Genomic DNA, 23,981 nt, shown 5'->3' with positions numbered 1-23,981 from the left:
GGTCGGTCATCCGTTCGAGGAACGGTACCCAACTCGTACATGTGTTCGATAAACTTTCCGTATGGCTTCCTGGTCGCAGTTCGCCGTCGCCGCGCCGCAGCTTGCGGCGTCGATCCACGCGCTGGTCCATCAGTACGGTCCCGGCCTGGGCTACCTGGCGACCGTTCGGCCCGACGGCGGCCCGCGGATCCACCCGGTGTCGCCGTTCATCACGCACGACGGCCTGTTCTGCTTCGTCATCGACTCGCCGAAGCGCCGTGACCTCGAGCGCGACGGGCGGTATGCGCTGCACTCATTTCCTCCCGAGATCACCGACGACGAGGCGTACGTGTCGGGCCTGGCGCGGTTGGTCACCGATCCTGAACGGGTGCAGCGTTACGCCGCGGAGATGCGGGCGGAGCCGCTGGTCGACTGGCGGCTCTTCGAGTTCAGTATCGATGTCGCCATGGTCGTGCGTCACTCCAGGCTGGCCGGCTCGGCCGCTCAGGAGAGGTCGCTGCATCACCAGATCTGGCGCGACCCACGGCAAACTGTCGGATGCGAGGTGCACTGAGGTGGCCGAGTCGGTTAGAGTAGTGGCCGCTCCGTTTGCGGGTGTAGTTCAATGGCAGAACATCAGCTTCCCAAGCTGACAGTGAGGGTTCGATTCCCTTCACCCGCTCTCTTGCTCGAAGGCTCAGGTCAGGGACATGATCCCGGCCCGGGCCTTTGATGTTTCCGAGGGCCATTCGATCTCTACGGGCCATCTACGGGCCACTAGCTCGCCCGGGCCACTGCGCCGGCCGCCCCGTCGGCGGGGTCGTCATCGCCCTGGTCGTCATCGCCGGCCACTTTGTCATCGTCTCGCCCAGTGCCTTCGCGATCGCCCGATCCGCCGCGCTCGTGGCGTGCTGGTAGATCAGCGCGGCGTCCGGGCTGGTCGTGGCCCATTCGCGCCATCAGGTCCCGCAGGCTCGTCTCGGTCGCGGCCGCGAGCGTGTTCCCGGTGTGGCGAAGGTCGTGGAAGTGCAGACCGGGACGACCGAGCTCCGCGACGGTCGCCGGCCAAGGCTGACTGGGCCGAGCGGGATAGTCGCTTCTTGTCGGCGCGGCGGGGGGAGACCTGCTGACCCCGCCGTCGGACAACCGCTACTTTCACAAGGCTCGCGGGGATCCGGCAGCGCCCGGCCAGGGCGCCCCAACATGGTCCACAAGCGACCCTCTGAAATAGATAAACCAAACGCTGTGCGTAACAAGATAATTACGAATCGACGTATGCCAGTGAACCTTTAGGTTGTCTTTGGTAAGGCGTTTGGGCTCCTCCGAACGGTCGGACATCGAAGGACAAACTGCCCGGAGTTGCCGCTCGGAATTGACAGCGCGCAGAGGGCGCTCGATACGGTCGCTGAGCCCAGTTGTCTAGCGGAGGGTAGGACTTTGGCCGGCAAGCACGCCCGCGGGCGTAGTTCACGACCGTCCAGAAGAACTGTTCCTCTCCTCGCCGGCGTCGCCGTCGCCGCGGTGGTCACGGGCACCAGCGTCGCCGCGCTCGGGTGGGGCCCCTCGGCCCGGGACACCCGCGCCGATGCGGCCCAACTCGTATCTGCGGACCGCACGCAGCAGCGTGCCGACCGCAGCGTGCAGCGTCTCGCGTCTCCCGAGGCCATTCCGTCCACGACCCCGTCCGCGACCCCATCGGCGACGCCGACGGCGGTGCCGAGCAGCGCCTCGCCCTCGGTCACGGTGCCGGCGCCAACGCCGTCGAAGGCGGCCAGCAAGGCGGCGCCCAAGCCCCCGTCCGGTGGCGGCGCGGTGGTCGGCACCGGAAGCTGCCAGGCCTCGTTCTACACCGATGAAGGTGGGCGTACCGCGAACGGCGAGACCTTCCACACAGCGGACTTCACCGCCGCGCACAAGACGCTGGCGTTCAACACGAAGGTACGCGTGACCAACGTCAGCAACGGCAAGTCAGTGGTGGTCCGGATCAACGACCGCGGCCCGTTCGTCTCCGGCCGTTGCCTCGACCTGTCCCCGGCGGCGTTCAACACGATCTCCAGCACGAGCGCCGGGGTCGCGACCGTCAAGTACGAGGTCTTGCAGGGCTAAAAGCCCGTTTCATTCCTATTCCCGCCATCGATTGGTACTCCGGCCGAATGTGTGATCGGTTACCGCAACCCCGGATGGCATGCTGATGGCCGTGGCGACCAAGCTGCGCGTGCCGGGACGGCGTCCGACGAGCCGCGAGATGATCTCCGAAGGCCGCGTCGGCCTCGGGGCGGCGCTTGCGCTCATCGCACTGGTCTCGCTGATCCAGCTGCTTGACGCTGCGCAGGGCCGCCACATCGGGGTCCTGGCCGCCGCGCCGATGCTTGCCGCGGCGCTCGCGTCATGGCGGCAGGCGCTTGCGGTCGGGGTCGTAGCCACCGGGATGGGCGCGCTCTTCTCCGTGCCGGACGCCGCGAACCCCAGGTTGATGCTTTCGAACTTCGTGAGCGTGGCCCTGATCGTGTTCGGTACCGGTATCGCCGCCGTGGTCGGTCTCTACCGGCAGCGGCAGGCCGAGCGCTTCATCGAGCTGTCGAAGCTCGCGTCGGTAGCCCAGAGCGCGGTGCTGCGGCCGCTCGGCCCGCAACTCGGACAGTTGTCGATCGCTGCCCGGTACATCTCCGCCAGCGCCGCGGCGGACATCGGCGGCGACCTGTACGAGGCGCTGGACACGCCCTACGGCGTACGCATGATCATCGGCGACGTGCGGGGCAAGGGGCTGGACGCGGTCCGCCTTGCGAGCATCGTCCTCGGCTCGTACCGGCACATCGCGTACGAGCGAGCCGATCTGCGTGCGATCGTCGCCGACCTCGACCGGGCGGTCGCCCGCAGCGTGGGTGACGAGGACTTCGTGACGGCGGCGCTGGTGGAGGAGCGCGGCGGAACGTTGACCATTGTCAACTGCGGGCACCCGCCGCCGATGCTCCTGCGCCGCGGCGAGGTGATCGAGCTGACGCCGCCCGTGTCCGCGCCGCCGCTCGGGTTCATGCCGGTGGTTCGGCCGAGGGTGGAGCGGTTGGAGCCCGGTGACCGGCTGTTGTTCTATACCGACGGCCTGGCTGAGGCTCGCCGTGACGGCGAGTTCTTCCCGACCGCTGGTCGGGCGTGGCGCCTACTGGGGCACGGTACGGTGGCCGACGGGCTGGCGTCGTTGGAGAGCGCGTTGATTGAGTGGGTCCGCGGTCAGCTCGACGACGACATCGCGCTGGTGCTGATGGAGTACGCCGGCGCGCACGGGCCGGCCGATCCGCTGCCCCGGTGGGAGATTGGCGGCGCGAGTTCGCCCGCGCTCACCTGACGAGGAGGTCGGATGCGCCCGCGACGCCATAGGCGGGCTTCGATACCCTCGCTGCCCGGTGACGGCCGGTGTAGATGTAGGTGCGCAGCTGCTTCGGCGCGAACATCGTGTCCATCCACTTAGCGAGCATGTTGATCTCCTTCGTGCGGGCATGGAGCGCGTCCATTTCGGGCTTAAGCCGCATCTCGCGCAGCCACAGCGCTATATGCCCCACTCTGGATCAGTTAATCCTGTGATTGTGTTCACCGCCTGCGACGCCTTGCCGATGCTTACTGGCGAGTAATACAGTGACTGTTACTGGCTGGTAACATAGGCCAGCAATCATTCGTCACGACCGAATGACCGCCGCCGCTGCGAGCTGCGAGACGGGAGAGACCAGCGAGATGAGCCACTACAAGAGCAACCTGCGAGACCTCGAGTTCAACCTGTTCGAGGTCTTCGGCACCGAGAAGGTGCTGGGCACCGGACCGTTCGCCGACGTTGACGCCGACACTGCTCGCAGCATCCTGGCGGAGGTGGACCGGCTCGCGCGCGAGGACCTCGGCGCAAGCTACGCCGACGCTGACCGCAACCCGCCCGTCTTCGACCCGGCGACGCACACCGCGCCGCTGCCGGAGTCGTTCAAGAAGTCGTACAAGGCGTTCATGGACTCCGAGTTCTGGCGCCTCGACCTCCCGGCGGAGATCGGCGGCACGCCGGCGCCGCGCATCTTCTGGTGGGCGCTCGCCGAGATGGTGCTCGGCGCGAACGCGCCGATCTGGATGTACGCCTCCGGGCCGTCGTTCGCGAACGTTCTGTTCCGCGAGGGCAACGAGCGGCAGAAGGCGTGGGCCAGCCTCTTCGTCGAGAAGCAGTGGGGCTCCACGATGGTGCTGACCGAGCCCGACGCCGGCTCCGACGTCGGCGCCGGCCGCACCCGCGCGATTCCGCAGCCCGACGGCAGCTGGCACATCGAGGGTGTCAAGCGCTTCATTACCAGCGCCGAGCACGACATGAGCGACAACATCGTCCACTACGTGCTGGCCCGTTCGGTCGGCGTGGAGGGCGCGGGCGGCCCCGGTACCAAGGGCCTGTCGATGTTCATCGTGCCGAAGTACCACTTCGACGACGAGACCGGCGAGCTCGGCGAGCGCAACGGCGTGTTCGTCACCAACGTCGAGCACAAGATGGGCATCAAGGTCTCCAACACGTGCGAGCTGACCTTCGGTGAGCACGGCACCCCGGCCAAGGGCTGGCTGCTCGGCGACGTGCACGACGGCATCCGCCAGATGTTCCTGATCATCGAGAACGCCCGGATGATGGTTGGCACGAAGGCGATCGCGACGCTGTCGACGGGCTACCTCAATGCGCTCGAGTACGCCAAGAGCCGGGTGCAGGGCGCCGACCTTCTCAACAACACCAAGACCGCGCCGCGCGTGACGATCACCCACCACCCGGACGTGCGCCGCTCGCTCGCGCTGCAGAAGGCGTACGCCGAGGGCTTGCGCGCCCTGGCGCTGTACACCGCGTCCTGGCAGGACAAGTCCCGGCTCGCTGAGGCCGCCGGCGACGAGAAGGGCGTCCGGTACGCCGAGCGGGTCAACGACCTGCTGCTGCCGCTGGTCAAGGGGTGCGGCTCCGAGCGGGCGTACGAGCTGCTCGGCCACGAGTCGCTGCAGACGTTCGGCGGCTCCGGCTTCCTCCAGGATTACCCGATCGAGCAGTATGTACGGGACTCGAAGATCGACACCCTGTACGAGGGCACGACCGCCATCCAGAGCCTCGACCTCGTCTTCCGCAAGATCGTGAAGGACCAGGGCAAGGCGCTGATGGTCCTCGCGTCCGAGATCCAGGAGTTCGTGAGCTCCGACGCCGGCAACGGCCAGCTCAAGGAGGAGCGGGCGGCCCTGGCCACCGCGCTCGAAGACGTGCAGGGCATGCTCGGCACGTTCATGGGTTGGCTCACCGCGGCGCAGGGTGGCGACGCCCGCGAGCTGTACAAGGTCGGCCTGAACAGCCGTCGGCTGCTGCTCGCCCTGGGCGACGTCGTGGTCGCCTGGCTGCTGCAGCGCCAAGCGGCGGTGGCACTGGCCGCGCTGGCCCGCGAGGGCGTCTCCAACAGTGACAAGGCCTTCTACGAGGGCAAGATCGCCGCAGCGCGGTTCTTCGCCCGGGAGGTGCTGCCGCGCCTGGGCAGCGACCGCAAGGTCATCGAGGCCACCACGCTCGACATCATGGATCTGCCCGAAGAGGCCTTCTAACAAAATACTTTGCAGTTCCCGCCGGAACCGGCCGGTGACGAGTCCCCCTCGTCACCGGCCGGTTCTGTTCTGCGGTCGCTAGCCCCGTGCGGTCTCTAGGCCCGTGCGGTGTGCAGGTCCGTGAGCGGTGCGTTGCCCGGCGTCAGGTCGTGCCAGCCCCCGTTTACTCGGTGCACGGCGATTCCGCACGTCTGGAGTCCCTCGTCGAGGGTGGGGTCGAGCAGTGCTGACAGCATGGACAGCGGGGGGTTATGCCCGATCACCACGAGCGTCGTCGCCTCCGGCTGGGTCGAGCTGATCAGGGGGAGTAGCTCCTCTCCGATAACTGCCGTGTAAATTCCCGGTTCGTAGAGGACGGTCGTGTGGCTGGCCTCGGCGCCGAGAGTGCTCGCCAGAGCGTGCCAGGTCTCGCGGGCCCGGCGCGCTGGTGAGCAGAGCACGATGTCGGGCACGACCCGCTCATTGGCAAGCCAGCGACCGGCCGCCTCGGCGTCGGCTTGCCCGCGCGGGGTCAGTGCGCGCTCCATGTCGGCGTTGTGCTCAGGATGGGCCGCTTTTGCATGTCTCAGCAGCACCAACTTTCGATCGGTCATGGTCAGCCTGCCTGATTGGGTTTTCTCCGCGCTGGGTACCTCTTGAGTCAAGTCACCGAAAGACAGCCGGTCAAACGGTGACAAAGGAGGCTACCAATGGGAATCGGTGGGAGCATCTTCCTCATCGCCGTTGGCGCGATCATCGCTTTCGGGGTGCGCGACCAGAATCTCGGCCCCTTCGATCTGACCGTCATCGGCTGGGTGCTCATGCTGGCCGGCCTCGCCGGCCTGCTCATCACGCTGTGGGTGTGGAACTCGCGCCGGCGCCGCGTCGTCGCCGTGCCGCCGACCGTGTCCCCGACGGTGGAGCGCGTCGAGCGGCGGCGGGTTGTCCAGGCGCCACCGCCCCAGCAACGCGAGGTCATCGCGGAGGAGCGCTACGTGGAGGCGCCCCCGGAGCGGCACTACCAGTAGTTCCAACAGGTTCACCACAGCGCCGCTCGGGTGCGCTGTGGTGAACCTGTTGTTCAGGCATACAGGGCGAAGTAGATCGCGATGTGGTGGCAGATCGCCGCGACGAGGGTGCAGGCGTGGAAAAACTCGTGGTGGCCGAATACGGTCGGCCAGGGGTTGGGCCGGCGCAGCGCGTAGAAGACGGCCCCGACGCTGTACGCGGCACCGCCGGCCAGCAGCAGGACGAGGGTTGTGACTCCACCCTTGTGCAGAATATCGGGGAGGACGGCGATCGCCACCCAGCCGAGCGCGAGGTAGAGCGGCGCGGACAGCCAGCGCCGGCCGTTCGGGTACGCCATCTTCATGGTCACGCCGGCGATCGCACCGCCCCAGACGACGGCCAGGATGATCGTCGCCAGCTTCACCGGCAACAGCAGTACGCAGAACGGTGTGTACGTGCCCGCGATGAAGACGAAGATCATGGAGTGGTCGAGCCGCCGCATGATCTGGTAGCCGCGCTCCGACCACACCCGGCGGTGGTAGAGAGCGCTGGTGGCGAACAGGGCGCACACCGTGAGGCTGTAGATGAGGCAGCTCAGCAGTGGCGCCCAGCCGGGCCGGGTCGCGGCGAGCGAGCAGAGCACGATGCCGCAGACGGCAGCGACGCCGGCAGCGTACGCGTGCAGCCAGCCGCGCATCCGCGGCTTTCCGATGTCAACCGGCCGCAGCCGGCGAGCGGTTTCCGTGGTCACCGTTCCAGGTTACGGTACCGTAGGTTAGCTGGTCGCCGTGAGCTGAACCACGCTCGTCAATCGGTGTCAAGCCCGCGCAGCACCAGGGGTAGCCGTACCGCGCCGCCCGTGGCGACGCGTACCGGAACGCCCCAGTCCTGCCGCGTGAGATGACATGCGGCGTGCGCGGCGTCGGCGTCGCAGGTGGCGGCCTGCGCGACCACCTGCAGGACGCCTCCGGGAACGGCCTCCGAGATGACCAGCCGCCGGCGCAGGTCGCTGCCCTCGCCGGCCCCCTCGATGAGCAGGTCCGGCGGGGACGCGGACACCACCAGGCGGGTCGGCGGCCCGAACGAGTCGTCCAGCTTCTGCCCGGGCGCCGGCGAGAACACCACGTCGAGAACGATCTCGCCGGGCGCCAGGTCGGTGACCGGCCGCTTGGTACGGTGTCTCGCACCCTCGACCACGACCGACGCCGGATCCACGGCGACCAGGCGGTGCGCGGCCGACTCGACCACGTACACGTCTCCGCCGGCCGTCCTGACCAGGTCACTCGGCTCCGCCAGGCCGGTCGCGACCGTGGTGACCAGCTGCGTCGCCGGGTCGTAGCGGCGTACCGCGCCGTTGTAGGTGTCGGCGACCAGTACGGTCCCGTCGGCGAGAGCCAGCACGCCCAGCGGATGCTGCAGGAGCGCCTCCGCGGCCGGCCCGTCGACGTGCCCGAAGTCGAACAGTCCCTGCCCGACGGCGGTGTGCATCTCGCCGCCTTCGATCCAGCGCAGCGCGCTCGACTCGCTGTCGGCGATCCACAGTTTCGTACCGTCGGGTGAGGTCGACAGCCCTGACGGCTGCGCCATCCACACCTGGTCCAGCGGACCGTCCCGCAGCGCCTCCACGGTCGTGCCCGCGTAGACGCCCGCCGTCCGGGTCACCGGGTTGAACCACCACAGCTGGTGGATGCCGGCCATCGCGACGACGACCCGGTCGTCGAAGTAGGCCACGTCCCACGGCGAGGACAGGTCGACGGCGAGCGCGTCGTGGGTGCCGAAGTCGACCGTGCCGCGCCACTGCCGGCCGCTGCCGGCGACCGTGCACACCTCGCCGGTGTCCAGCCGTACCCCACGCAGGAGGTGGTTGACGGTGTCGGCCACGACCACGTCGTATCCGGCCAGTTCGGCGACGCGCGGCGGGAGCACGCACAGGCCGCTGGGCTCGGAGAACTCGGCCGCGCCCGGCTTGCCGTCGGTCCGCCCCCGCTTACCCGTACCGATGCGGCGAAGTTCGGTCTCCCCGTCGGTCGCCAACTCGACGAGCGAATGGTTCGCCGAGTCGGCGACCAGGAACGTGCCGCCCTCGAGCACGGCGGCCTTGCCGGGAAAGCGCAGCGCCGTGGGTGGTTCATTCACGAGTACGGTCGGAGCGTCGCCCCGGCGGAGCGTGCCCTTCGCCTCGTGGGCGGCGATGAGCTCGTCGAGCAGCCGGGCCAGGCCCTCGGCGTGCCCCTCGCCGGCCATCGACGCGACGACGTACCCCTCGGGGTCGATGACGGTCAGCGTCGGCCAGGCCTTCGCCGCGTACTCCTGCCACATCCGCAGTGTGGGGTCGTCGAGCACCGGGTGGCTCACGCCGTACCGCTCCACGGCTGCCGCCAGGGCCTGCGGGTCCTTCTCGTGTTCGAACTTCGGCGAGTGCACGCCGATGGTGACGAGCACGTCCGCGTACTTGTCCTCCAGCGGGCGCAGTTCGTCGAGCACGTGCAGGCAGTTGATGCAGCAGAAGGTCCAAAAATCCAAGATCGTGATCTTGCCGCGCAGGTCGGCGAGGGTCAGCGCCTTCCCGCCGGTGTTGAGCCAGGCGCGGCCCCGAAGTTCGGGGGCGCGTACGCGAGGGGTCTCCGCCATGGCGTCCAGTGTGCCGGAGGGCCGTCTCCGGCCTGATTCGGCCTGGTGCTCCAATCGATAATTTTCGATTAAGAGTATTTACTGTAAAGAGTGTTGCCCATAGCGTGGGTGGAACGGACCTACGCGAAGGAGCAGCTCCGATGCGAAGAAAGATCGCCCTACCGCTGCTGGCGCTCGTCGCCGTGTGCGCCTCTCTTACAGTGGCCGCCGCACCCGCCTCGGCGCATGGATACGTGTCCTCGCCGCCGAGCCGGCAGGCGATGTGCGCCCAGGGGCGCGTCGCCGACTGCGGCGAGATCGTGTACGAGCCGCAGAGCGTCGAGGGGCCCAAGGGCCTGCGTAGCTGCAGCGGCGGCAACAGCCGGTTCGCCCAGCTCGACGATCCGAACAAGGCGTGGCCGGCCACGTCCGTCGGCAACTCGGTAACGTTCAACTGGGTGCTGACCGCTCGCCACGCCACCAGTACCTGGGAGTACTTCATCGGCGGCAGCCGGATCGCCTCGTTCGACGACGGCGGCAGGCAACCGAACGCCACGGTCTCCCACGCGGTCAGCCTGGGTGGCCGGACCGGGCGGCAGATGATCCTCGCCGTGTGGAACATCGCCGACACCCCGAACGCGTTCTACTCCTGCATCGACGTGCAGATCGGCGGTGGGGGAGGCGGTAACCCGGCCCCGACTCCGACGGCGGCACCGACCCCCAGCCCGCGCCCCACGCCGACGGCCACGCCCGCGCCTACCTCCGCGCCCCAGCCGGGCGGCACCTGGGCGGCGGGCACCGCGTACAAGGTCGGCGACAAGGTGACCTACGGCGGTGCGACGTACCAGTGCCGGCAGGCGCACACCGCGCTGGCCGGCTGGGAGCCGCCGAACACCCCGGCGCTCTGGCTGAAGGTCTGACGGTCCCTGCGGACCCTCGCCCCCAACGGGTCGGGGGTCCGCGTCGCCCGCGTCCGAATTGGAGAGCCCCATGAAGCGCTACGTTCCCGCGCTGACCCTCGCCATCCTGCTGCCGCTCGCCGGCTGCGGCGCCACCTCGAGCGCGAGCGCTACCCCGAGCGCCTCGGCCACGCCGGTCTTCAACGCCACCGACGTGATGTTCGCGCAGATGATGGTCGCGCACCACGAGCAGGGGCTGGAGCTCGTCCGGCTGGCGGAGACCAAGGCTGTCCGCGACGACGTGCGTACGCTCGCTGCCGCCATCGACGCCACCGAGACCGATGAGGTCAAGACGATGGCCGCCTGGCTGCGGAACTGGGGGCAACCGCCGTCCGCCGGCCCGGGCTCGCACGCTGACCACGCCAACCACGGCGGGCAGCCGGCCGTGGGCCCCAAGGAGGTCGCGGACCTGAAGGCGAAGAGCGGCGAGGAGTTCGACCGCGAGTTCCTGAGCCTGTTCGTCGGCCATCAGCACGGCGCCACCGAACTGGCCCGGATGGAGACCGGTGAAGGCGTGAATCCCGGGGCGAAAGCGCTGGCCGAGCGCATCAACAAGTCCGGTACCGCGCAGATCTCGCAGATGCTCGGGTACCTCGGGAAGCCCTGATCAGCCGCAGCGCAGGCGCCCGTACCGCGAGTACAAGATCCTGATCGCTCCGGCGCGGCGCGGGCACCGGTCCGCGCCACAGGCCGCGCATAGCCCGGTGGCCGGCAGTCGTACGTGGGTGTCGAGGATCTGCTGAGCGCGCTGGACGATGTCCCGCCTGCTGTAGGACTGCCTCGGTGTGGGGGCCAACCACGCCGGCTTCGGTTCTCGCGGCCGCACCCAGCTCAGGAAGCGGTCGTACATTGCTGCGTCGAGGGGATGGCCGAGGTCGAGGACGGCGTCCATCATCTGTGCGGCCAGGTACATGCCGAGGCTCGGACGGGTGTTGGCGTACTCGGTGAGCAGGTCGGCGCGGGCCCCGAGGCAGGGCCAGTCTTCCCGGCAGGCGCGGCAGTGCCAGTCGGGGCGCTGGGGGAGATGGCTCACCACCTACCCCTGTTCGCCCGCCACCGACCGGCGACCGTCAGGCTGCCGGTCCGGCCGACGTTCGGGTGCGCTTCAGTGGGAGCGGTCCAATGTGGAGCGGGTGCGCTGGCCCGCGCCTTGGTGAACCGGTCCTGGCACGGCCAACGGAGGCCGCAGATGCACCAGAGCCAGAAGCGGCGCCGGTCGCGGCGGTGCATGGGCGCGTACGAAGTAGATCGTGTTTTCATCTGGTCTCCCTGCCGCTCGTCGGGAGTTCCGTTGGGGAGTTTTGCGGAGTCTCGCGGGAGTTTCGTGGGAGGGAGAGCGTGACGGCCGGCGCGCCGCCGGGGGACGACAGTCGGCCTGCGAATCCCAGCTCTGTGAAGCCGCCACGCTCTCGTCCTGGGAGCCCTCATCGTGCTCAGTCGTGTCGCGATAGGGATTGATCTCACTCGCTGCCCCGGCCGGGTACGCACAGATTGCCACGCAAAAACTGCGCGCGCAATTGGTGAGCGCCATCGAAGTTAACGAGTTGTGTCGGCTCCATCCGCGGCGGAGAATGGCCGCGCCACGAGGTGACCGAGGGAGACCGGCATGGCGGATGGGTCAACCGTCAAGCGGCGGCGGTTGGGGATGAGGCTCCGGGAGCTACGCGACGCGGCAGGGAAGACCCGGGACGAGGCGGCGGCCTACATGGAGGTGACCGCTCAGACCATCAGCCGGTTTGAGCTGGGGCGCGGCGGCATCCGGGCGAAGACGGTACGGGAGTTGTTGGACTTCTACGGCGTCAAGCCGGACGACCCGATCCGCGCGGACCTTGAGCAGATGGCTCGTGAGGGTCGTACGCGCGGGTGGTGGAGTGCGTACGCGAGCGTCATCGACAGTGGATACGCCACCTTCATCGGCTTCGAGGACAGCGCCGTAGAAGTCCTGACTCACGGGGCGCTGGTGGTGCCCGGCCTGCTGCAGACCGAGAACTACGCCCGCTCCGTCATTCACTCTGGGCGCCCCGACCTCCCAGCGGCGCAAGTTGACCGGCGCGTTGAGGTCCGGATGGAGCGACAGGGCCGGCTCGCGGAAGGGCTGCGCTTCTGGGCAATTCTCGATGAGGCGGTCATTCGTCGGGTCGTTGGCGGGCCTGCGGTCATGCGTGCCCAACTGGAACGGCTCGTCGAGGCCGCGCGGTTGCCGAACGTGACGGTACAGGTGTTGCCCTTCGCTGCGGGTGGCCATGCCGGGATGCTTGGCGCGTTCACGATTCTCAGCTTCGCCAGTGACCCTGAGGTGGTGTATGTCGAGGGCGCGACCGCCGACCAGTTCCTGGAAGGGGACTCCGCGCGCCCCTATACGCTGCACTTCAACGGCCTGCGAGCCGCCGGGCTCCACCCCGACGAGTCGATCCGTTTGATCGAGGAGGCGGCGAGAGTCTTGCGGTGACATGAGTACAGGGATGGGAGGCGGCGACCATGCCGCTCGACGAGAACTGGCGGAAGCCCAGCCGTTCCGCTAACGGTAGCGACTGCATGATTGTCCGGCGTGCCGAGGACGGGATGATCGAGGTCGGGGACGACAAGGTCACTGGCGGCCACGTGCTCCGGTTCACGGTGTCCGAGTGGGAAGCGGCGGTCGACGGATTCAAGCAGGGCGAGTTCGACCTCTGAGGACGGTCGCACCACGGAGTCCCCGAGGTCATTCTCGGGGACTCCATCGCCCGCCGGGCCTAAGTGCTCAAGGCGATCGACAAGAAGGAGGGCATGTGATGCAGAACGTTGCCCGTCCTGAGGTGTCCCACTACACCTACCGCGTTACGTGGTCGGCTGAGGACGGCGAGTTCCTCGCCACCTGCGCCGAGTTCCCGTCCCTCTCGTGGCTGGCTTCCTCCCAGATCGAGGCTCTACGGGGGCTTGAGGATCTGCTTCGTGACGTGATCGCGGACATGGAGGAGCAGGGCGAGCCGGTGCCGCAGCCATTCGCTGAACGTACATACTCCGGCAAGTTCAACCTCCGCGTCGGCGAGAGCCTGCACCGCGAGCTGGCTATCCGTGCCGCCGAGGATGGCATGAGCCTCAACCAGTACGTCCTACGGAAGCTCACCGCCACCTGTTGAACGCGAAAGGGCCCGACTCCCCGAGGGTGATTGGCGGGTCAGCGGACACGGTCAAGTGCGAGTACCGGGATCAGACGTACGCCCTTCGTCTTTTCCTCGTACTCCACGAAACCGGGATAGCGTCGCGCCTGCTCGGCGAAGACACGGGCACGTTCCTCGCCGGCCAAATCGGTGACGGTAACCGGGTAGGTGTCGGTGCCGACCTCGACGGTCGCGCGGCCCGCCGCGGTCAGGTTGTAGTACCAGTCCGGGTTCGTCGGAGCGCCGGCCTTCGAGGCGAACACGTAGATGCGGTCGCCTTCGCCGGGGAGGTACATCATCGGCGAGACGTAGTCGCGTCCACTTCGCTTGCCCTTGTGGTGAACGAGCACCAGCGGCGCGCCCTCGAACTGCCCGCCGACTCTTCCCTCGTTCTCGCGAAACTCGGCAATGATCTTGCTGTTCCAGTCGTTCGCGTCCGGCACGGATGCCTCCCGGATTCTGCGGTTCTGCGGGCTGCCTGCTCAGCTCGGCGCGCAAGCCAAGCATGGCATGCCGCCTGTCGAGCCGGAACTCCACCTATTTGTAGCTGATTTCCGGTAAATACCTTTTATGTCCATCGCCGGATGGGCGCTCAGCGATCTTCAGTCTGTTATTGAGCAGTCGCTCAAACTCTTCTACGCTCCACTTTGAGCAGTTGCTCAACTTGGTGGGAACGGGGGAATAACGTGTCGGAGTACGGAGGCGGCGGGCCGCTGTCGCGGCCGGGCACCGCAAACTGGATCCTGGCCGGGCTCATCGGTGTGTTCGGCGCGGTCCTGTTCGTGATCGCGGTGCGGAGCGGGCGGGGCGACAGTGCGCTGCTGTTCGTCGGGCTACCCGTACTGCTGGCCGCGGCGCTGGCCGTCTCGCCGTCGCGCACCACTCACGGTCGGGTCTTCCGGTTCACGACCGTCTTCCTGTTGCTCGCGGCGGTGGTGCTGCACGAGGGGGCCATCTGCGTGATTCTGGCGGCGCCGCTGGTCTACCTCGTCGCGCACGGCACGACGGCGCTGATCCGCTGGTGCACCCGGACGTCGGGGATGTACGCGATCCTGCCGGTGCCGCTGCTGCTCCTGGTGGCGGTCGAAGGCACCACCACCGCGTTGCGGATCAGCCCCGACCAGTCCGTACAGGTGGTCAGGGTTGTCGCGATGCCGGTCAGCGGAGTCGTCTCGCACCTCGCCGCGGGTCCACAGCCGACCCGGGTGCGGTCCGTGCCACTGCGGCTGCTCGCCGTGCCGATGCCGGAGCACGTGAGTGGCGGCAAGCTGAAGCCGGGCGACAGGTGGACGTTCGGGTACCACGGGACGTCGCACGGGCCCGGCGGGCAGATCGTGGCCGAGGTCCGTACGGCGGAGCCCGACCACCTCTCGTTCGCGTTCGTCGAGGACAGCTCGATCACGGCTCGCTGGCTCGCCTGGCAGCAGGCGGACGTCAGGTGGCGTGCCATCGATCCCCAGCACACCGAGGTACGGCTGACCGTGAACTACCGGCGGCGCCTCGACCCGTCGTGGTACTTCGGACCCTTGCAGGACGCCTTGATGCACCAGGGCATGGGGCACCTGATGGACACGATGGCGATGAAGTGACGCTCGTGCGTTACCTCTGTCTCGCGGTTCCCGTTGCGTTGACGCTCGTCGCCGCGAAGGTGGAACGCGAGCGCGGCGCCCGGGCCGCCGCGCTGCTGTCCTTCGTCGCGGTCGCCGTCGGGCTGGCCGCGCTGCACGACGTCGCACGACCGGCCAACTGGTGGACCTTCGCCCCGGTCGAGGGGGCGTTCCGGGGGATGCCCGTCGACCTGTGGCTCGGGTGGTCGGCGCTGTGGGGGCCGGTGCCCGTGCTGCTGCGGCGCGTCGTGCCGCTGCCGGTAGCACTGGGCCTGCTGCTGTGGCTGGACGCGGCGACGATGCCGGCGCTGCGTCCGCTGGTCCACCTCGGGCCGCACTGGCTGCTCGGCGAGGCCGTCGGTCTGCTGGCCGTGGCGCTGCCGGCGCAACTGCTCGGCCGCTGGTCTGCCGACCGGCGCCACCTCGGCGCCCGGGTGCTGCTGCAGTTGACGGTGTTCGCGGGCATGACACTGTGGCTCGTACCGACCGCGGCGTTCGAACTCGGCGACGGCTCCTGGGCGCGGCTGACCCACCTGTCCGGACGGTGGCTGTTCGTCATCGCCCAGGTCGGTCTGCTCCTCGCTGTACCGGCGTTGAGCGCGGTGTGGGAGTTCGCCGTCCGGGGTGGCGGGACGCCGTACCCGTGGGACCCGCCGCGGCGGCTGGTCGCCACTGGCCCGTACGCCTACCTCGCCAACCCCATGCAGGTCAGCGCCGTCACGCTCGTGCTGCTGATCGCGGCCGTGACCCGCAGTATCTCCCTCGTCGCCGCGGCGCTGATCGCCGTGGCGTTCTCCGCCGGGGTGGCGGGGCCCCACGAGCACGACGACCTGAGCAACCGGCTCGGGCAGGACTGGCACGAGTACCGGCGAAACGTGCGCGACTGGTGGCCACGGTGGACGCCGTACCTGCCCGGGACCCCGGCGGTGCTGTGGCTCGACGACGACTGCGGACCGTGCACCGCGACCGCGGGCTTCCTTCGACGCCGGCGCCCCGGTCGGCTGACCCTGGCGCCGGCCCAGGAGTACGAGCGGCCGCTGTGGCGAGCTCAGTACGCGGGCGGCGACGGCCACAGCGAACGGGGGGTGGCCGCCGTCGCCCGCGGGCTGGAACATGTCAACCTGGGCTGGGCCTACGTGGGCTGGCTGTTGCGACTACCCGGGATCGGCTGGTTGGCGCAGGTCGTGACCGACGCGATGATCGCGCCGCCGCACCTCGCCGGCCCGCCCGCAGCCCGTACGCGAGGAGAGGGATGTCCGACACCAAGCTTCGACTGCTCACCGGGGCACTCGCCGCCGTCCGGGAGCACGGCATCGCCGGCGTCTCCGCCCGTACCATCGCCGCCGCCGCCGGCGTGAACCAGGCGCTGGTGTTCTACCACTTCGGCAGCGTCGACGACCTGCTCGCCGCGGCCTGCGCCAGCAGCACCGCCGAACGCGTCAAGCACTACTCGGAGCGGTTCGCCACCGTACGGTCACTGCGCGAACTGCTCGACGTCGGTCGTGACCTGCATGCCCAGGAGCGATCGCTCGGGAACGTCTCGGTCCTCGCCCAGCTACTCGCCGGCGCGCAGAGCGACGAGCGGCTCGCCGGACCGACCGCCGATTCGCTGCAGCTGTGGATCGACGAGATCGAGTCGGTGCTGCAGCGCATCCTGGCCGGCTCCCCGTTCGCCGAGATCGCCGACATTCCGGGCCTCGCCCGTGCGGTCTCCGCCGCGTTCGTCGGCCTCGAACTCTACGAGGGGGTGGACCAGGCCGGCGCGATACAGGCGATGGCAGCCCTCGAACAACTGGCGGTTCTCGTCGAAATCGTCGACGACCTGGGACCCCTGGCGAGGCGGGCGCTACAAGCGAAGATCAACCGCGCGGCACGAGCGAGCTAACTCGCGCAGGTGTTGAGCATGCTCTGCAGGGCGCTCTTCTCCGCCGACTGGAGCTTGAGTCCCCAGCGGTACTTCGACCGGGTCCACATTTTCGCGTAGGTGCATCGGTACGACGACAGCGGCGGTTGCCGGGTCGACGGGTCCTGATCGCCCTTGGCCTGGTTGACGTTTCCAGCGGGCCAGGCCTACACGTTCACGCGCAACGAGCTCAACGACTCGGAGTTCGCCGGCGTGGTGTCCTCCCCGGACGGCAAGACACTGTTCGCCAGCGTCCAGACGCCGGGCATCACGTACGCGATCACCGGCCCCTGGAAGAGGGCCGAAGCGGCGTAGTCCGCCTGCCGGGTGGGGGTCACGTGGCTTCCACCCGGTTATGCCGCCTTGACGGGCTTGCGAGCGGCGAGTCGTTCGACGATGCCGAGTTTGAACCGCTCGTGGCGTTCGATGGTGAAGCCCATCGCCTGCACGTGTCGGATCGGCCGGCGGCGCCAGTGCTCACCCCCGAGCGGGACGCTCACCAGTTCGGCGAGCCACTGCGCGGCGCGGACCGGCCGTGACGCGGACTCCACGTGGTCGGCCAACAGGAGCAGGCCGCCGGGGCGGAGAACACGCGCCATCTCGACCAGTGCCTGCTGGTGGTGAGGGATCGCGCACAGCCCGAACGTGCACACAACGGTGTCGAAGGAGTCGGCGGAAAAGTCCAGGGACTGAGCATCGCCCTGGCGCAGGTCCACCGGGCGGCCGAGGTCGGCCGCCCGACGCCGGGCGACGTCGAGCATCGCCGGGCTCCACTCCACCCCGGTCAGTCGCGCCCCGTCCGGGTAGTGGGCAAGGTTGAGCCCCGTGCCGATCGCCACCTCCAGGACGTCACCGGTGGCCTGGGAGCACACCCAGTGCCTGGTGTCGCCGAAGAAGCGCCGGTCGGCGAAGGCCATCTGATTGTCGTAGGACCTCGCGTGCCGGTCCCAACGGCGGCGTAACCGCTCATCTCGGCCCGACGGGCTTGGCATCCGCTCACGCTACCGCCGTCAGCCCGCCGGGACCGGGTGGCCGCTCGGCTACTGCTGGTTGGCCGGCCGCAGGCAGAGCACGTCGTCGCTGCCGCCCTTGTTCGAGATGATGACGAACGGCTGGTTGGGGTCGGAGCAGTCCTCCTGCTTCTTGACCTTTTTGACGACCTTGTACGCGCCGCTGTCGGAGCAGGTGGCCTTGACCGCCTTGCTGTCGCTCTGCTTCACGCAGTCGTTGATCGCGAAGTTCGCGTTCGACCCACGCATGACCAACGTGACCACCGTGCCGACGGCGGCGAGCACGACGACCGCCGCCACCAGCGCGAGGATCAGCAGGAGGCGCTTCTTCTTGCCCTCGCCCTCCGGGGCGAACTCGTCGTCGCCACCGGATGCCGGATCGCTGTACCCCTGCGGCGCCTGGCCCTGGAGGTCGTAGCCGGGCGCGGGCGGACCGCTCGGCGTGCCGTACACGTTGGTCGGCATCTCGCGCTGCGGCTGGAACGGGGGAGCCGGGTAGCCGGCCGGGCTCTGCGGCTGGTAGTCCTCGCTCGGCTGGCCGTACTGCTGGTTCGGGTTGAAGGCCTGCGTGGGCTGGCCGTACTGCTGACCGTACTGCTGGCCGGGGTGGTACGCCTGCGGTGGCTGGCTGTACTCCTGGTCCGGGTTGAAGGCCTGCGTGGGCTGGCCGTACTGCTGGTCGGGGTGGTACGCCTGCGGTGGCTGGCTGTACTCCTGGTCGGGGTGGTACGCCTGCGTGGGCTGGCTGTACTGCTGGTCGGGGTGGTACGCCTGCGGTGGCTGGCTGTACTCCTGGTCGGGGTGGTACGCCTGCGGTGGCTGGCTGTACTCCTGGTCCGGGTTGAACGCCTGCGTGGGCTGGCCGTACTCGCGGTTGCGACTGATCGGCTGGGTCGGCTGGCGGTAATCCTGCGCGGGCGACCCGTAGGTCTGCGGCGGCGCGCCCGGGGGGAAGCCGGGTGGCGGTGAGACCGGAGCGTGTCCAGCCGCCGGCGAGACCGGGGCGTGTCCAGCCGCCGGCGAAACCTGGGCGTAGCCGCTGGCGGGCGAGACCTGGGCCGGTCCGGGCTGCGGCATGCCGGGAACCTGCGCCGAGCCGGCGGGCCGCGGTGGCACCGAAGCGCTGCCCGATGGCGGGGGCGTCATGTACCCCTGCGGCGACGGGCCGGCGGGCGGGAACGGCCCGGGCCGGCTGCTCTGCTCGGCCGGTGGGTTCTGCCAGTCCTCGCGCTCGCCGATCGCCGGCTGTGGCGCGGGGGGCTGCACCGACGCGCTTCCCCTGACCGGCGGTACCGAGGCGCGGGCACGAGCCGGGCTGCTGTTCTCGGCAGCGTTGGGCTCGTCCGGATCGGGCGCGGATGCCCAGGGTGAGCCCGCACCCGCGTGGCCCTCCGACGGCTCGTGGCCGCTCGGGTTGGCGTCGTGCGACATGCGTGCCTCCTCCTTCGCGTACCTGACCACCCTGGATCGCCGCGCGGCGACGGGGTCGCCAGCAGGATGGCAGTGCTCAACCTACCTGGCACACGCCATGGCCGGAGCGAGGGCGTGGCGATCGCAACCAAAAGCCGTCGACTCGGCGGGCATTCCCGGCCGGGTCGACGGCGGTCGAAGGAGAACGGTCAGCGGCTGGCGAGGTCCATCAGTTCGGCGCGGACGGCGCGCGACGGGATCTGGGAAAGGGCGCGCTCGATCGCTTCCCGGCGGCGGATCGCGGCGCGCCGGGCGCGGTACCGGTCAAGCAAGGTGCTCATGGCGTTTGCTCCAGGTAGTGCGGTGTGCGGTGAATCCATTAAAGCTGATTAACAGTTGCTGCTCTATCGATTGTTAGGTGATCTGCCGCACCGAGCGAAGATTCGAAGGTTTATGTGTCGTAGCGCCTGGGTTGCTAAAGGGGTGGCTGGTGCGAAAACGGCCCCCGGGGGTCGGCTGTGTGCCGAGCCCCGGAGGCCGTTGAGGTGCACGGGTGTCAGCCCCAGGCGAGTAGCGCCGCCTCCGGGTCGGACAGGAAGACGCCGATGTCCCGAAGGAACTTCGAGCCCAACTCCCCGTCGATGATGCGGTGGTCGAACGACAGCCCAAGGGTGGTCACCGGCCGTGGCTTGATCTTGCCCTTGTGTACCCACGGCATTTCCCGAACGGCACCGAACGCCAAAATCGCCGCCTCGCCCGGCGGCAGGATCGGCGTGCCGGTGTCGACCCCGAACACGCCGACGTTCGTGATCGTGAACGTGCCTCCGGTCATGTCGGCCGGCGACGTGCGCCCTTCCTTGGCGGTGGTGACCAGTGCGCTCATGGCATCGGCCAGTTCACGAAGGGTGAGCCGGCCGACGTCCTTGATGTTCGGCACGATCAGGCCGCGTTCGGTCGCCGCCGCGATCCCGAGGTTGACGTACTCCTTGACGACTATGTCGTCACCTGCCCACGACGAGTTGACCATCGGGTACCGCTTGATGGCTACCAGCACCGCCTTCGCGACCAGCAGTAGCGGGGAGACGCGTACGCCCCGCCAGTCGGGCAGTTCCCGCAGCCGGTCGAGAGCGCGCATGGAACGGGTCACGTCGACCGTGAGGAACTCGGTGACGTGCGGCGCGGTGAACGCGCTGGCGACCATGTTCGCCGCGGTGAGCTTGCGGACACCCTTGACCGGGATGCGCTGCTCCCGGCCCGGGCCGAAGCTCGGCGCGGCCGGCACCGCCGGGCGCTGGACCGCCTGCTGTACGTCGTCGCGCGTGATCGAGCCGTTCGGCCCGGTCCCGGTCAGCGTGAACAGGTCGACGCCGAGATCCTTGGCCAGCTTGCGCACCGGCGGCTTGGCGAGGGGCCGGTCCACGGTCGCGGCCGGCTTCTCCTGTTGCGGCGGAGCTGGCGCGGCGGGCTCGGTGACCCGTGCGCGCCGCTTGGCGGCCCCGTTCCTCGGCCCGTACCCGACGAGCACCGGGGTGCGCCCCCCGCCGGTCATGCCGGGCTCGACCATGCCCTCGGCCGGGGCGACCGTCACCGCGGCGAGCGACTCGGCCGACGGAGCAAGCTGGTCAGCCGGCCCCGCACCCGGGTCGGTGTCGATCGCGATGATCGGCGTCCCGACCTCGACCGTCTCGCCCTCCGCATGGAAGATGGCGCTGACCTGGCCGGCCCACTTCGCAGGGATCTCGACCGCCGCCTTCGCCGTCTCGACCTCGACGATCGGCTGGTTGAGCTCGATGGTGTCGCCGACGCCCACCAGCCACTTGAGGATCTCGCCCTCGGCTAGACCCTCGCCGAGGTCGGGTAGCGGGAACTCCTTGATTCGCGTCATCGTCACCACCCGAACGTCCGGTCTACGCCGTCGAGCACCCGGTCCAGGTCGGGCAGGAAATCCTCTTCGACCCGGGCGGCCGGGTACGGCGTGTCGAACCCGGTCACCCGCAGCACCGGCGCTTCCAGCGAGTAGAAGCAGTGCTCGGTCACACGGGCGGCCACCTCGGCGCCGATACCCAGGTTGGACGGCGCCTCGTGGACGACGACCAGCCGGCCGGTCCTGCGTACCGACTCGTACACCGGCCCGAGGTCCAGCGGTGACAGCGAGCGCAGGTCGATCACTTCGAGTGAGCGCTCGTCCTCGACGGCCGACGCCGCGTCCAGCGCAGTGCGGACCATCGGCCCGTACGCGACGACGGTGCAGTCGGTGCCGGCGCGCACGACGCGGGTGGCGTGCAGCGGGTACGACTCGGCGGAGGTGTCGACCTCGCCCTTCTCCCAGTACCGCCGCTTGGGCTCGAGGAAGATGATCGGGTCGTCCGACGCGATGGCCTGCTGGATCATCCAGTACGCGTCGCCCGCGTTGGCGCACGTGACCACTTTGAGCCCGGCGGTGTGGGCGAAGTACGCCTCGGGGGACTCGGAGTGGTGCTCGACCGCGCCGATGCCGCCGCCGAACGGGATCCGGATGACGATCGGCATCCGGACCTTGCCCTGCGACCGGTAGTGCATCTTCGCGACCTGGGACACGATCTGGTTGTACGCCGGGTACACGAAGCCGTCGAACTGGATCTCACAGACCGGCCGGTATCCGCGGATTGCCAGGCCCACGGCGGTGCCGATGATGCCCGACTCGGCCAGCGGCGTGTCGATCACGCGCTCCTCGCCGAAGTCCTTCTGCAGGCCGTCGGTGATGCGGAAGACGCCGCCGAGCTTGCCGACGTCCTCGCCCATGATGAGCACCTTGTCGTCGCGCTCGAGGGCGCGGCGCAGGCCGAGGTTGAGGGCCTTGCCGAGGGTGAGGGTCTCGGTCATCAGTGTCCACTCCCCTCGAACGACGCGAGGTAAGCCCCGAACTGCTCGCGCTGCTCGTCCAGTAGGGGCGAGCCCTCGGCGTACACGTGGTCGAACAGGCTCAGCGGCTGCGGGTCGGGCATCGCGAGGACCCGTTCGCGCAGGTGTACGGCCTGCGCCCGGGCTTCCTCGTCGACAGCGTCGAAGAACGCCGAGTCCGCCAACTTCTGCTTCTCCAGGAACGCCCGTACCCGCTTGATCGGGTCCTTGGCCTGCCAGGCCTCGACCTCGCTGGCGATGCGGTAGCGGGTCGGGTCGTCGGAGGTGGTGTGTGCGCCCATGCGGTACGTGTACGCCTCGATCAGCGTCGGGCCCTGGCCCTGCCGCGCATTGTCAAGCGCGTCGCGGGTCACCGCGTACACGGCCAGTACGTCGTTGCCGTCGACGCGGACCCCGGGGAAGCCGAAGCCGGCGGCCCGCTGGAACAGCGGTACCCGGGTCTGGCGCTCCAGGGGTTCGGAGATCGCGTACTGGTTGTTCTGACAGAAGAAGACGATGGGCGCGTTGAACACGCTCGACCAGACGAACGCCTCGTTGACGTCGCCCTGGCTGGTCGCGCCGTCCCCGAAGTAGGCGATGACCGCTTCGCCGTCCGGACTGCCGACCTTGCCGTCCTTGGCGACGCCCATGGCGTACCCGGTCGCGTGCAGCGTCTGGGCGCCGATGACGATCGTGTACATGCTGAACTTGAACTGATTCGGATCCCAGCCGCCCTGGTCGACGCCGCGGAACAGGCCGAGCGGCATGATCGGGTCGATGCCCCGGCAGTAGAGCACGCCGTGCTCACGGTAGGTCGGAAAGACCATGTCGTGTACGCGCAGTGCCCGACCGGAGCCGACCTGGGCCGCCTCCTGGCCCAGCAGGCTGGCCCAGAGCCCAAGCTCGCCCTGGCGTTGCAGGGCCGTCGCCTCGGCGTCGAGCCGCCGGACGACGACGAGGTCGCGGTACAGGCCGCGGTACTCCTCGTCGGTGAAGTCGACCGCGTACGTCGGGTGGTCGACCCGTTCCCCTTCGGGGGTGAGAAGTTGCACGAACTCCGGCGCCGGCGCGGATTTGGCCCCGCGCGTCGTTCGGGCCCGGGCTACGTCGCCCTTAGCCATCCGTATCTCCCTGTCGTCTCTCGCGTCGGCACGGGGTGGCCCTGCCGACCAGCGGATTGCAAGCTGGCGCGGTCGGCCCGGTCGGGGCGGCGCGCAGCTTCGGAAGTGGCGGGACTTCGCGGAACCCGTCACCTCCGGGAGCGACGACCCCGGAGCGTTGATCGCAGGGTATGCAAGCCACCGCCGGTGCCGTCGCCCTCAGCATGGCAGAATCGGTGACCATCGCCACAGTGTGGACCGGCGTTCTCTGGGCCTTATTAATCCTTAAGTCGGACAAACGTTCTCGTTTCGTACGGTCGGAAACTCGCCACTCTCACGCCGAGCCGTGGCCACATAGCGCATGTTGAACATAAGGGACTGTTCTTTAGACAGCTCCCGGGTCTCGGCCGGTTCGGCGTTTCGCTGCCTTCGGCATGGAGGCGCGCGCCCCGCACTGAAGGAGTCCACGCGTGTTCGCCCCTGAGCCACGCCAGATTGTGCGGCACCGTGCGCCCCGGCGCCGCTTCATGGAGATCGCCCGCCCGTACCCCGTCGTCGTCGCGGTACTTGTCACGCTCGCGTCTGTCCCGGTGCTCGCCGCGGCTCTAGCCGGATCGGAGTCGCTCCGGACCACGTCCGGCCCCCGCTCCCCGGTCCTGGGTGAGGCGTCGCAGGCCCCGGTCGTCGTGCCCGACGGGGGTGCTGCCGGGGCTGTACCGACTGCCGGGGCTGTACCGACCACGGGGTCATCGGCAACGGCGGCGATCTCGTCGGCCGACCCGGCAGCCGCGACCGAGCCGGCCTCGCGATGGG

26 protein-coding genes, 1 tRNA gene and 1 pseudogene are annotated in these 23,981 nt (G+C 69.0%); 15 read left to right on the top strand and 13 right to left on the bottom strand.

The window, feature by feature from the left end; all coding sequences use genetic code 11:
- Positions 1-61 precede the first annotated feature (61 nt).
- Together HC028_RS07760 and HC028_RS07755 are read left to right on the top strand one after the other, a co-directional pair.
- Positions 62-553 carry a pyridoxamine 5'-phosphate oxidase family protein gene (locus HC028_RS07760; protein WP_168074570.1) on the top strand — a complete coding sequence of 164 codons (492 nt, stop codon included), beginning with the start codon at positions 62-64 and terminating at the stop codon, positions 551-553.
- 37 nt (positions 554-590) lie between these two features.
- Positions 591-661 (top strand) — tRNA-Gly (locus HC028_RS07755).
- Between the two features lie 85 nt (positions 662-746).
- On the opposite strand, the pseudogene HC028_RS28840 reads toward HC028_RS07755, so the two are convergent.
- Positions 747-1,047, bottom strand: a pseudogene (locus tag HC028_RS28840) (site-specific integrase); the annotation flags it as partial.
- A 369-nt stretch (positions 1,048-1,416) separates the two neighbouring features.
- On the opposite strand from HC028_RS28840, the gene HC028_RS28085 reads away from it, so the two are divergent.
- Together HC028_RS28085 and HC028_RS07745 are read left to right on the top strand one after the other, a co-directional pair.
- Positions 1,417-2,085, top strand: coding sequence for a septal ring lytic transglycosylase RlpA family protein (locus HC028_RS28085; RefSeq protein WP_168074568.1), 669 nt, complete (start codon positions 1,417-1,419; stop codon positions 2,083-2,085).
- A 79-nt stretch (positions 2,086-2,164) separates the two neighbouring features.
- Positions 2,165-3,322, top strand: coding sequence for a PP2C family protein-serine/threonine phosphatase (locus HC028_RS07745; protein WP_168074566.1), 1,158 nt, complete (start codon positions 2,165-2,167; stop codon positions 3,320-3,322).
- Here the strand turns inward: HC028_RS07745 and HC028_RS07740 are convergent.
- Positions 3,315-3,536, bottom strand: a complete 222-nt coding sequence (locus tag HC028_RS07740) for a hypothetical protein (protein WP_168074564.1) — start codon at positions 3,534-3,536, stop codon at positions 3,315-3,317. The two genes, HC028_RS07745 and HC028_RS07740, sit on opposite strands and share 8 nt — an antisense overlap.
- 169 nt (positions 3,537-3,705) lie before the next feature.
- Here HC028_RS07740 and HC028_RS07735 point away from each other — a divergent pair, with 169 nt between their 5' ends.
- Entirely contained in the window at positions 3,706-5,562 is a 1,857-nt protein-coding gene (locus HC028_RS07735; RefSeq protein WP_168075130.1) for an acyl-CoA dehydrogenase, read from the top strand.
- A gap of 95 nt (positions 5,563-5,657) precedes the next feature.
- Here the strand turns inward: HC028_RS07735 and HC028_RS07730 are convergent, their stop codons facing one another.
- Positions 5,658-6,155, bottom strand: a complete 498-nt coding sequence (locus HC028_RS07730; protein WP_168074562.1) for a SixA phosphatase family protein — start codon at positions 6,153-6,155, stop codon at positions 5,658-5,660.
- A gap of 96 nt (positions 6,156-6,251) precedes the next feature.
- On the opposite strand from HC028_RS07730, the gene HC028_RS27435 reads away from it, so the two are divergent.
- Positions 6,252-6,569: a DUF6458 family protein gene (locus HC028_RS27435; RefSeq protein ID WP_239075261.1), complete on the top strand. Its 318-nt coding sequence runs from the start codon at positions 6,252-6,254 to the stop codon at positions 6,567-6,569.
- Between the two features lie 53 nt (positions 6,570-6,622).
- Here the strand turns inward: HC028_RS27435 and trhA are convergent, their stop codons facing one another.
- Both trhA and HC028_RS07715 read right to left on the bottom strand, forming a co-directional pair.
- Positions 6,623-7,246 carry a PAQR family membrane homeostasis protein TrhA gene (gene trhA / locus HC028_RS07720; protein WP_168075128.1) on the bottom strand — a complete coding sequence of 208 codons (624 nt, stop codon included), beginning with the start codon at positions 7,244-7,246 and terminating at the stop codon, positions 6,623-6,625.
- A gap of 110 nt (positions 7,247-7,356) precedes the next feature.
- Positions 7,357-9,180, bottom strand: coding sequence for an NHL domain-containing thioredoxin family protein (locus HC028_RS07715; RefSeq protein WP_168074560.1), 1,824 nt, complete (start codon positions 9,178-9,180; stop codon positions 7,357-7,359).
- 140 nt (positions 9,181-9,320) lie between these two features.
- Here HC028_RS07715 and HC028_RS07710 point away from each other — a divergent pair, with 140 nt between their 5' ends.
- Both HC028_RS07710 and HC028_RS07705 read left to right on the top strand, forming a co-directional pair.
- Positions 9,321-10,079: a lytic polysaccharide monooxygenase gene (locus HC028_RS07710; RefSeq protein WP_168074549.1), complete on the top strand. Its 759-nt coding sequence runs from the start codon at positions 9,321-9,323 to the stop codon at positions 10,077-10,079.
- 70 nt (positions 10,080-10,149) lie between these two features.
- The gene (locus HC028_RS07705; RefSeq protein ID WP_168074547.1) at positions 10,150-10,725 is read left to right on the top strand and encodes a DUF305 domain-containing protein; all 576 of its coding nucleotides are present in this window, start codon (positions 10,150-10,152) and stop codon (positions 10,723-10,725) included.
- Here the strand turns inward: HC028_RS07705 and HC028_RS26985 are convergent, their stop codons facing one another.
- A complete protein-coding gene (locus HC028_RS26985) occupies positions 10,726-11,151 on the bottom strand; it encodes a hypothetical protein (RefSeq protein WP_203981141.1) in 426 nt (141 codons plus the stop codon).
- Positions 11,152-11,724: 573 nt separating this feature from the next.
- Here HC028_RS26985 and HC028_RS07695 point away from each other — a divergent pair.
- From HC028_RS07695 to HC028_RS07685, 3 genes are all read left to right on the top strand, one after another.
- Entirely contained in the window at positions 11,725-12,567 is an 843-nt protein-coding gene (locus tag HC028_RS07695; protein ID WP_168074545.1) for a helix-turn-helix domain-containing protein, read from the top strand.
- A gap of 29 nt (positions 12,568-12,596) precedes the next feature.
- Positions 12,597-12,791, top strand: coding sequence for a DUF397 domain-containing protein (locus HC028_RS07690; protein WP_168074543.1), 195 nt, complete (start codon positions 12,597-12,599; stop codon positions 12,789-12,791).
- A 98-nt stretch (positions 12,792-12,889) separates the two neighbouring features.
- The gene (locus HC028_RS07685; protein WP_168075126.1) at positions 12,890-13,237 is read left to right on the top strand and encodes a type II toxin-antitoxin system HicB family antitoxin; all 348 of its coding nucleotides are present in this window, start codon (positions 12,890-12,892) and stop codon (positions 13,235-13,237) included.
- Between the two features lie 38 nt (positions 13,238-13,275).
- Here HC028_RS07685 and HC028_RS07680 read toward each other — a convergent pair whose 3' ends face one another.
- A complete protein-coding gene (locus HC028_RS07680; protein WP_168074534.1) occupies positions 13,276-13,701 on the bottom strand; it encodes a nitroreductase/quinone reductase family protein in 426 nt (141 codons plus the stop codon).
- 243 nt (positions 13,702-13,944) lie between these two features.
- Here HC028_RS07680 and HC028_RS07675 point away from each other — a divergent pair, with 243 nt between their 5' ends.
- The 4 genes from HC028_RS07675 (at position 13,945) to HC028_RS07660 (ending at position 17,083) form a co-directional block, all read left to right on the top strand.
- Positions 13,945-14,847: a hypothetical protein gene (locus tag HC028_RS07675; protein WP_239075263.1), complete on the top strand. Its 903-nt coding sequence runs from the start codon at positions 13,945-13,947 to the stop codon at positions 14,845-14,847.
- A complete protein-coding gene (locus HC028_RS07670) occupies positions 14,844-16,223 on the top strand; it encodes a methyltransferase (RefSeq protein ID WP_168074532.1) in 1,380 nt (459 codons plus the stop codon). Before HC028_RS07675 ends, HC028_RS07670 begins: the two co-directional genes overlap by 4 nt.
- A complete protein-coding gene (locus HC028_RS07665) occupies positions 16,118-16,750 on the top strand; it encodes a TetR/AcrR family transcriptional regulator (RefSeq protein ID WP_168074529.1) in 633 nt (210 codons plus the stop codon). The genes HC028_RS07670 and HC028_RS07665 overlap by 106 nt, the downstream gene beginning before the upstream one ends.
- A 153-nt stretch (positions 16,751-16,903) precedes the next feature.
- Positions 16,904-17,083: an alkaline phosphatase PhoX gene (locus HC028_RS07660; RefSeq protein WP_168074527.1), complete on the top strand. Its 180-nt coding sequence runs from the start codon at positions 16,904-16,906 to the stop codon at positions 17,081-17,083.
- Between the two features lie 38 nt (positions 17,084-17,121).
- Here the strand turns inward: HC028_RS07660 and HC028_RS07655 are convergent, their stop codons facing one another.
- From HC028_RS07655 to pdhA, 6 genes are all read right to left on the bottom strand, one after another.
- A complete protein-coding gene (locus tag HC028_RS07655) occupies positions 17,122-17,685 on the bottom strand; it encodes a class I SAM-dependent methyltransferase (protein WP_239075265.1) in 564 nt (187 codons plus the stop codon).
- 123 nt (positions 17,686-17,808) lie between these two features.
- A complete protein-coding gene (locus HC028_RS07650) occupies positions 17,809-19,209 on the bottom strand; it encodes an LppU/SCO3897 family protein (RefSeq protein ID WP_168074523.1) in 1,401 nt (466 codons plus the stop codon).
- 188 nt (positions 19,210-19,397) lie between these two features.
- Positions 19,398-19,529, bottom strand: a complete 132-nt coding sequence (locus HC028_RS28080; RefSeq protein WP_275408249.1) for a hypothetical protein — start codon at positions 19,527-19,529, stop codon at positions 19,398-19,400.
- Positions 19,530-19,744: 215 nt separating this feature from the next.
- Positions 19,745-21,073 (bottom strand): dihydrolipoamide acetyltransferase family protein, encoded by a 1,329-nt coding sequence (locus HC028_RS07645; protein WP_168075122.1) that lies wholly within the window; start codon positions 21,071-21,073, stop codon positions 19,745-19,747.
- A 2-nt stretch (positions 21,074-21,075) separates the two neighbouring features.
- Positions 21,076-22,053, bottom strand: a complete 978-nt coding sequence (locus HC028_RS07640) for an alpha-ketoacid dehydrogenase subunit beta (protein WP_168075120.1) — start codon at positions 22,051-22,053, stop codon at positions 21,076-21,078.
- A complete protein-coding gene (gene pdhA / locus HC028_RS07635; RefSeq protein ID WP_168074521.1) occupies positions 22,050-23,189 on the bottom strand; it encodes a pyruvate dehydrogenase (acetyl-transferring) E1 component subunit alpha in 1,140 nt (379 codons plus the stop codon). Before pdhA ends, HC028_RS07640 begins: the two co-directional genes overlap by 4 nt.
- Between the last annotated feature and the right edge of the window lie 792 nt (positions 23,190-23,981).

Source organism: Planosporangium flavigriseum (assembly GCF_011947225.1).
Taxonomy (GTDB): Bacteria; Actinomycetota; Actinomycetes; order Mycobacteriales; family Micromonosporaceae; genus Planosporangium; species Planosporangium flavigriseum.
Note: the sequence above shows the minus strand (reverse complement) of the source record. Positions and strands in the feature narration are given on the sequence as shown.